We start from the raw sequence: 7,704 nt of genomic DNA on the forward strand, positions 1-7,704 counted from the left end.
CTATGACCGACGCCAAACCCGGCACCCTTCGCCCCGGCGGCCGCACCGCCCGCGTGCGGGCCGCCGTGCTCAAGGCGGCCGGCGACGCCCTCGCCGAGTCCGGTTTCAACGAGCTCGACCTCGCCGAGATCGCCCGCCGCGCCGAGGTCGGCAAGACCACGGTCTACCGCCGCTGGTCCACCCCTGCGGGCCTGGTCGCCGACCTCCTCGCCGACATGGCCGAGCAGTCCCTCCCCCGTACGGAGACGGGCACCCTCGACGGCGACCTGCGCGCCAACGCCCGCCTCGTCGCCAAGACGCTGCGCGACCCGCGCCAGGGCCCGCTCTTCAAGGCGGTCATCGCGGCCGCCACCTGCGACGCGGAGGCGGCGGCCGCGCTGCACCGCTTCTACGCGACCCGTATCGCGGAGTGGGCCCCGTGTGCCCAACAGGCCGTCGAGCGCGGCGACCTGCCCACCGGTACCGACCCGCACGAGGTCATTCGCGCGGTGTCGGCGCCCCTCTACTACCGCCTCCTCGCCACGGGCGAGCCCCTGGACGAGGCCGCCGCCGACCAGGCGGCAGCCGCCGCGGCAGCGGCTGCGCGCGCAGGCGCGTACACGTAAACGGGCAGGCGCCGCCCGGCCCACGCGCTTCAGCCGCCCGCGCCGCGGACAGGCCAAGCCGCCAGGCGCTAGAGCTCGGTGACGTCCAGCTCCCCGTCCGCGTACTGCCGCCGCAGCACCTTCTTGTCGAACTTCCCCACGCTCGTCTTCGGCACCGCCGCGATCCGCGCCCACCGCTCCGGCAGCTGCCACTTCGCGATCTGCTCGCCGAGGAAGCCGCGCAGCTCCTCGTACGACACCTCGTCGGCGCCGTCCCGCGGCACCACGGCCGCCAGCGGCCGCTCGCCCCACTGCTGGTCGGGTACGGCGATGACCGCCGCCTCCGCGATGCCCGGGTGCGCCATCAGCTGGTTCTCCAGCTCCACGGACGAGATCCACTCGCCGCCCGACTTGATGACGTCCTTCGCCCGGTCCGTCAGCGTCAGATAGCCGTCCGGCGTGATGGTCCCGACGTCGCCGGTACGCAGCCAGCCGTCCTCGCTGAACTTGTCCTCAGGACGGAACGGATCCCCGCCCGCACCCCCGTAATACGCCGCCGCGATCCACGGCCCGCGCACCTCGAGCTCGCCGGTCGACTCGCCGTCCCACGGCTGGAAGCCGCCGTCAGGACCGGCGAGACGGGCCTCCACCGAGGCCGGGAACTGGCCCTGGGTGATCCGGTACCCGAACTCCTCCTCCTCGGGCAGCCCGGCCGGCGGATGCGCCACCGAGCCCAGCGGCGAGGTCTCGGTCATCCCCCAGGCCTGCACCACGCGGACGCCGTGCCGCTCCTCGAAGGCGGTCATCAGCGCCGGCGGGCAGGCCGAGCCGCCGATGATGGCGCTCTTCAGCGAGGAGACGTCCCGCTGCTTGGCGTCCAGCTCGGCCAGCAGGCCCTGCCAGATGGTCGGCACCGCACCGGCGATCGTCGGCCGCATCGTCTCGATCATCTCGGCGAGCGGTTCCGGCTGCAGGAAGCGGTCCGTCATCAGCAGCGAAGCGCCCGCCATGAAGGCGGCCTGCGGCAGCCCCCACGCGTTCACGTGGAACATCGGCACCACCGGCAGCGCCAGGTCCGCGGGCGTCAGCGCGAACGACCCCGCCGAGTTGACCTGCAGCGAGTGCAGATAGATCGAGCGGTGGCTGTAGAGCACGCCCTTGGGGTCGCCGGTCGTCCCGGAGGTGTAGCAGAGCGCCGCCGCGTCGCGCTCGTCGAGCTCCGGCCAGGCGTAGCCGTCGAAGGAGTTCGGCCGCCCCGCGATGAGCTCGTCGTAGTCGTGCACCCGCGCCGGCCCGCCCTCGAGCGGCGTACGGTCGCCGGGGCCCGCGACCACGATGTGCTCGATCGTGCCCAGCCGCGGCAGCAGCGGCGCGAGCAGCGGGATCAGCGAGCCGGAGATGATCACGACGCGGTCGGCGGCGTGATTGACGATGTAGGTGAGCTGCTCGGCGGGCAGCCGGAGGTTGAGGGTGTGCAGGACGGCGCCCATGGAGGGGACGGCGAGATACGTCTCCATGTGCTCCTGGTTGTTCCACATCAGCGTCGCGACCCGGTCGGCCTGCCCGACGCCGAGCTCGTCGCGGAGCGCCGTGGCGAGCTGCACCGCGCGCTCGCCCGTCTCCCGGAAGGTCCGCCGCGCGGGGTCCCCCTCGCCGGTCCAGGTGATCACCTGCGCGGCACCGTGCACGGTCATGCCGTGGGCCAGAATGCGCTGGGTAGTGAGGGGTACGTCCTGCATCGTGCTCAGCACCGGGGCCTCCCGAGGGTCGGAGCCGCAAATACGCGCCAGTAATTACTGGCAGATTCTGCTGCCGACCGGGCGGTATGTCACTACCCCGTACGAGCTGGAGCCGCGCGAACCCACTACGCCGCCAGACCCCCCAGGTCCGTGTCCTCGCGCAGCTTCGCCAGCGCCCGCGACACGGCGCTCTTGACCGTACCGACGGACACCCCGAGCACCTCCGCCGTCTGCTGCTCGCTCAGGTCCTCGTAGTACCGCAGGACGACCATCGCCCGCTGCCGCGCCGGCAGCCGCTTGATCGCCGTCCACATCGCGTCGTGCAGCGCCTGCGCCTCCGCCGGGTCGGGCGCCGGGACGACGTCCGGCTCGGGGAGGTCGTCGCCGTACGCGTACTCGTCGACGCGGCGCTTGCGCCACTGCGAGGTGCGGGTGTTGACCAGGGCCCGGCGGACGTATCCGTCCAGCGCGCGCGGGTCCTCGATGCGCTCCCAGGCGAGGTACGTCTTCGTCAGCGCCGTCTGCAGCAGGTCCTCGGCGTCGGCGGGGTTCTGGGTCAGCGAACGGGCCGTGCGCAGGAGGACCGGACCCCGGTCCGCCACGTACGACGTGAACGTCGGAAACGCGGGGGTGGATGCGGTCTTGCACACTGTTGCGGCCATGGCACAACGCTAAGAGCGGGGCCGTACCGAAAGGATCGGCCGGAGGTCTCGAAGGCGGCTCCACCTCAGGGAGTACGGGTAGTGCTACCTACACCTCCCCTGGGTGGAGGGGACTTAGGACTACCCCGCAGGGATGACCCGGGGACGCTCCTCCTGGAGGCCCGTCACCACTCCAGCACGGCGGTCGGGGCGTCGACCACGTTCCGGTCGATCATCAGCTTCACGCCGCCGTGCGTCTCCTCGACGTTGCCCGCGTACTGGTGCACCCGCCGGTGCGGCTGCCAGGCGTCCGCGGCCAGCTGCGGCTCCTTGTTCAGGCTCGGGTCGATGTGCCAGCGCGCGAACCACATCACCTCGGGCATCCCGTCCTGCCCGGCCCGCCGCGCCTGCTCCATCATCCGCACACCGGAGTTGGCGCTGCTGTAGAAGCCCGGCAGCCAGCCGCGCCGGTCGACCTCGCGGTTCCAGGACCGGACGAACTCCAGCGTGGTGGCGCGGCACTTGGCGTCCTTGTACGAGAAGGCCTCGATGTCGAGGAAGAGCGGGCTGCCCTTGGCCATGCCCAGCAGCTTCGCCCGCGCGACCGCGTCCCGGCCCTCGGAGCGCCCGGCCTTCGCGGCCTTGGCCGCGTCCGCGTGCATCCGGACCGCCTTCTTGGCGCCCTTGATGCACGGCGGCTGCGAGCCGACGTACACCGGCAGCACCCGCCAGCCCATCCGGTGCACGGCCCGCAGCCAGTACGAGGTGAGGTACGGCTGCTCCTGGCAGTGCCGGCCGCGGCCGCCGTAGTAGATCCCGACGGCCCGGTACGGGGATTTCCGCCAGGCCCGCATCGTCGCCGGCGGCGGGGCGCTGCAGGTGTCGAACGCCCGGCCCTGGAAGAGCTTCTCGCCGAAGGCCGCGCGGCCCGTCTCCGCGGCGCCCTGTCCCGCCATCGGCTTCGGGTCCGCCGCCGGGGCGAACCCCGTCAGGGCCGCGAGCGCCGCGGCGAGCACGAGAATCCGGCTGGTGGGACTGCCCAGTTGATGCATGAACGACAGTGAAGGTGCCGCCGGACGGCGCGCGGCCCGGCGACACGCCCCCCGTCAGCCGTCTGCGCCGAGGAGCAACCCGGACGTCGGAACGCCCGTCCCCGCCGTAACCAGCACCCGGGCCGCGTCCGGCACCTGGTTCACGGAGCTGCCGCGCAGTTGCCGCACGCCTTCCGCGATCCCGTTCATGCCGTGCAGATACGCCTCGCCGAGCTGCCCGCCGTGGGTGTTGAGCGGCAGCCGCTCCTCCCGTACGAAAGCGGCGGCCTCGCCGGGGCCGCAGAAGCCGAACTCCTCGAGCTGCATCAGCACAAAAGGCGTGAAGTGGTCGTAAAGGATCCCGACATCGACCTCGCCGGGGGCGAGCCCCGAGGTCTGCCACAGCTGCCGCGCGACGACGCCCATCTCCGGGAGCCCGGTGAGCTCGTCCCGGTAGAAGCTGGTCATCTGCTCCTGCGCCCGGCCCGCGCCCTGCGCGGCGGCGGTGATGACGGCGGGCTTCTGCCGCAGGTCGCGGGCGCGTTCCGCGCTGGTGATCACCAGCGCCTGGCCGCCGTCCGTCTCCTGGCAGCAGTCGAGCAGCCGCAGCGGCTCGGCGATCCAGCGCGATGCGGCGTGCTCGGCGAGGGTGATGGGGCGCTCGTAGAAGTACGCGTTGGGGTTGTTGGCGGCGTGCTTACGGGCCGTAACGGCGACCGGGCCGAGGGCCTCCGCGGCGTCCAGGCCGTACGTGTGCAGATAGCGCTGGGCCGCCATCGCCACCCACGAGGCCGGCGTGAGCAGCCCGTACGGCAGCGCCCAGCCGAGCGCGACGCCCTCGGCAGACGGCTCGCGGCGGGTGACGCCGGAGCCGAAGCGGCGGCCGCTGCGCTCGTTGAACGCCCGGTAGACGACGACGGTCTCGGCGATCCCGGTGGCGACGGCCATCGCGGCCTGCTGCACGGTGGCGCACGCGGCGCCGCCCCCGTAATGGATCCGGGAGAAGAAGCTCAGCTCGCCGATCCCGGCCGCCTGCGCGACGGTGATCTCGGGCGAGGTGTCCATGGTGAAGCTGACCATGCCGTCGACGTCCGCGGGCGTGAGCCCCGCGTCGTCGAGGGCGGCGTGCACGGCCTCGACGGCGAGCTTGAGCTCGCTGCGGCCCGAGTCCTTGGAGAACTTGGTGGCGCCGATGCCGGCGATGGCGGCTCTGCCGCCGAGGCGATCGGGTGCACTCCGGCTCATTCGCGCGCCTCCTCGGCAAGAACGACGGTGACGGTGCCGGTGACGTGTGCACCGAGGCGGTTCCTTCCGACCACGGACACCTGTCCGGTCCCGTCGTCGCCGGGGGTGAACTCGCCGGTGAACACGAGCTCGTCGTCCGGGTACTGCGGGACGCCGAGACGGATCTTGACGGCCCACACCTGCGTCCCAGGGCCGAGGCATTCGGCGACGTAGCGGCCGACAAGTCCGTTCGTGGTGAGGATGTTCATGAAGATGTCGGGTGACCCGCGCTCCTTCGCCGCCACCGCGTCGTGGTGCACGTCCTGGTAGTCGCGGGTGGCGATGGCGCCGCCGACGATCAGCTTGCGGGTGACGGGTATCCGCAGCTCGGGAAGGGTCTCGCCGCTCATACCGCCTCCTCGGCCCGGAACACCGGCAGCACCAAGTCGTCCTCCACCTCGGCGAATTCCAGCCGCACCGGCATCCCGATGCGCACCTTGTCGTACGGCACCCCGACGACGTTGCAGATCATCCGCACACCCTCGGCGAGCTCGATCAGCCCGACGGCGTACGGAGGGTCGAAGGCCGGGAAGGGCGGGTGGTGCATGACGACGTACGAATAGACGGTCCCGTCGCCGCTCGCCTCCTCGGCCGTCCACTCCTGCGAGCCGCAGGAGTTGCAGCCGGGCAGCCAGGGGAAGCGGGCGGTGCGGCAGCCGTCGCACCGCTGGAAGAGCAGCTTCCGGTCGGCGACGCCTTCCCAGAAGCCGGCGTTGTCGCGATTGACGACGGGGCGCGGCCGTTTGGCCTTGGTGGCGGCCTCTTCCGAGCTCTTACGGGCCTTGGCCGGTGCGTACTTGAAGACCCGGAAGCGATGCGTCCCGACGGTCTCGTCCCCCACCCGCAACTCCATCCGCGTGGTGATGAAGTGCCCGCTGCCCAGCTTGGTGGTCTTCCGCGGCGAGACGGTCTCGATGACGGAGTCGTAGACGAGCTCGTCCCCCGGCCGCAGCGGCCGCAGATACTCCTGCTCGCAGTCGGTCGCCACGATGGAGGTGCAGCCGGCCTCGTCCAGCAGCCGGAACATCTCCAGGTAGTTCTCGGAGCGCCCGGTCGGCCCGTTGTAGCCGGCCATCGTCCACACCTGGAGCATCGTCGCGGGTGCGGAGCCGTCGGGTGGCGCGGGGTGGCCGAGGGCCTCGCACCAGTGGCGGATCATGGGGTCGTTGACCGGATCGGGGCCGCGGCCGCCTTCCCCGGCGGACTTCCCCTCGTACGCCTTAAGCCGCTCGTGGAGCGCGTCGTCGTCCTGGCTCATAAGAATCTGACTGTCCGTCAGATACGTGCGGGTGTCAAGACAACTGCCGCCCCCCGCAAAGGCGGCGAGGCCGCACCCCCGAAGGGATGCGGCCTCGCCGTGCGCAGACCCGGCTGCTGCTTACCAGAGCGGAGAGAAGACGACGTTGCCGTCGCCGGTCACCGTCGTGCTCGTGTTGCTGTTGCCGACGCCGACGTTGGACTGCTGGGTGTTGGAGCTGTTGTTGCCGATGCCGTAGTTACCTCCGCCTGCCTCCTGGCTGGTGGCCCCCGAGATGGAGTGGTTGTTGGCGAAGGCGCCGTTGTCCGCCTGGGCGACGCCCGACAGGAGCGCCGCTGCCAGCGGTACGGAGGCTACGGCGGCGATGATGCGGGCGGTGCGGATGCTGGCCATGGTTCTGGTCCCTCCCAGTGGCTTGCTTCAAGCCTGGTTACGTTCCGGGGCCACCGGGCGGCGGCCCCTGGGGTCTTGCACGACGTCGCGACAGCATCGTTGCCCCCGGAATCCGGGGGTTATCACCACACAACCCGCGATTCGCTCGACCGCATGATCCGCCCCGGCTAAACCCGCACACGCCCCCCACTTTCGCGTCTCGAACAAATATTCGATACTGGAGCCATGGACGGCTCCGCAGCACTCGAACACGCCCTCGCCGCGGCTGAACGCGGCCTGCCCGTCTTCCCGTTGTCCCGCGCCAAGCAACCCGCGGTGCGCTCACCGCACCACCAGGACTGGCCGCGGGTGCCCTGCCGCGGCGAGTGCGGCCGCCTCGGCCACGGCGTCCACGACGCCTCGGTGGACCCGGATACGGTCCGCGAGCTGTTCGCCGCCGCGCCCTGGGCCACCGGCTACGGGATCGCCTGCGGGCGCCCCCCGTATCGCCTGATCGGCATCGACCTGGACGTGAAAACGGGGGTGGACTCGCTGACGGCGTTCGAAGCGCTGGCCGACCGCTACGGCTTCACGATCCCGTCCACGGTCACCGTCCTCACCCCGAGCGGCGGCCGCCACCTGTGGCTCGCCGGCCCGCCCGGCGCCCAGGTCCCCAACTCCGCGGGCCGCCTCGCCCCCGGCATCGACGTCCGCGGCACCGGCGGCTACCTGGTCGGCCCCGGCTCGATCACCCTGCGCGGCCGCTACCGCCTGGCCCCGAACTCGGCCCTGGCC

General features: G+C 71.8%; 9 protein-coding genes. 2 read left to right on the forward strand and 7 right to left on the reverse strand.

Going from position 1 to position 7,704, the window contains the following annotated elements:
- Positions 1 to 2: 2 nt before the first annotated feature.
- Entirely contained in the window at positions 3 to 605 is a 603-nt protein-coding gene (locus G5C51_RS21925) for a TetR/AcrR family transcriptional regulator (protein ID WP_165239859.1), read from the forward strand.
- A gap of 68 nt (positions 606 to 673) precedes the next feature.
- Here G5C51_RS21925 and G5C51_RS21930 read toward each other — a convergent pair whose 3' ends face one another.
- From G5C51_RS21930 to G5C51_RS21960, 7 genes are all read right to left on the reverse strand, one after another.
- On the reverse strand, positions 674 to 2,335 hold the full coding sequence (locus tag G5C51_RS21930) for a long-chain-fatty-acid--CoA ligase (protein WP_165239860.1): 1,662 nt from the start codon (positions 2,333 to 2,335) through the stop codon (positions 674 to 676).
- A gap of 113 nt (positions 2,336 to 2,448) precedes the next feature.
- Positions 2,449 to 2,985: a SigE family RNA polymerase sigma factor gene (locus G5C51_RS21935; protein WP_165239861.1), complete on the reverse strand. Its 537-nt coding sequence runs from the start codon at positions 2,983 to 2,985 to the stop codon at positions 2,449 to 2,451.
- Between the two features lie 164 nt (positions 2,986 to 3,149).
- Entirely contained in the window at positions 3,150 to 4,016 is an 867-nt protein-coding gene (locus G5C51_RS21940) for a glycoside hydrolase domain-containing protein (RefSeq protein WP_165239862.1), read from the reverse strand.
- 54 nt (positions 4,017 to 4,070) lie between these two features.
- Positions 4,071 to 5,240 (reverse strand): lipid-transfer protein, encoded by a 1,170-nt coding sequence (locus tag G5C51_RS21945; protein WP_165239863.1) that lies wholly within the window; start codon positions 5,238 to 5,240, stop codon positions 4,071 to 4,073.
- Positions 5,237 to 5,629 (reverse strand): hotdog family protein, encoded by a 393-nt coding sequence (locus tag G5C51_RS21950; RefSeq protein WP_165239864.1) that lies wholly within the window; start codon positions 5,627 to 5,629, stop codon positions 5,237 to 5,239. Before G5C51_RS21950 ends, G5C51_RS21945 begins: the two co-directional genes overlap by 4 nt.
- Positions 5,626 to 6,537, reverse strand: coding sequence for a Zn-ribbon domain-containing OB-fold protein (locus G5C51_RS21955; RefSeq protein WP_165239865.1), 912 nt, complete (start codon positions 6,535 to 6,537; stop codon positions 5,626 to 5,628). Before G5C51_RS21955 ends, G5C51_RS21950 begins: the two co-directional genes overlap by 4 nt.
- A 120-nt stretch (positions 6,538 to 6,657) precedes the next feature.
- A complete protein-coding gene (locus G5C51_RS21960; protein WP_165239866.1) occupies positions 6,658 to 6,930 on the reverse strand; it encodes a hypothetical protein in 273 nt (90 codons plus the stop codon).
- Positions 6,931 to 7,155: 225 nt separating this feature from the next.
- Here G5C51_RS21960 and G5C51_RS21965 point away from each other — a divergent pair.
- Positions 7,156 to 7,704: bifunctional DNA primase/polymerase (locus G5C51_RS21965; RefSeq protein ID WP_165239867.1), on the forward strand; the 549-nt coding region annotated here is incomplete at its 3' end.

The sequence above is a fragment of the Streptomyces coryli genome (assembly GCF_011044975.1).
Taxonomy (GTDB): Bacteria; Actinomycetota; Actinomycetes; order Streptomycetales; family Streptomycetaceae; genus Streptomyces; species Streptomyces coryli.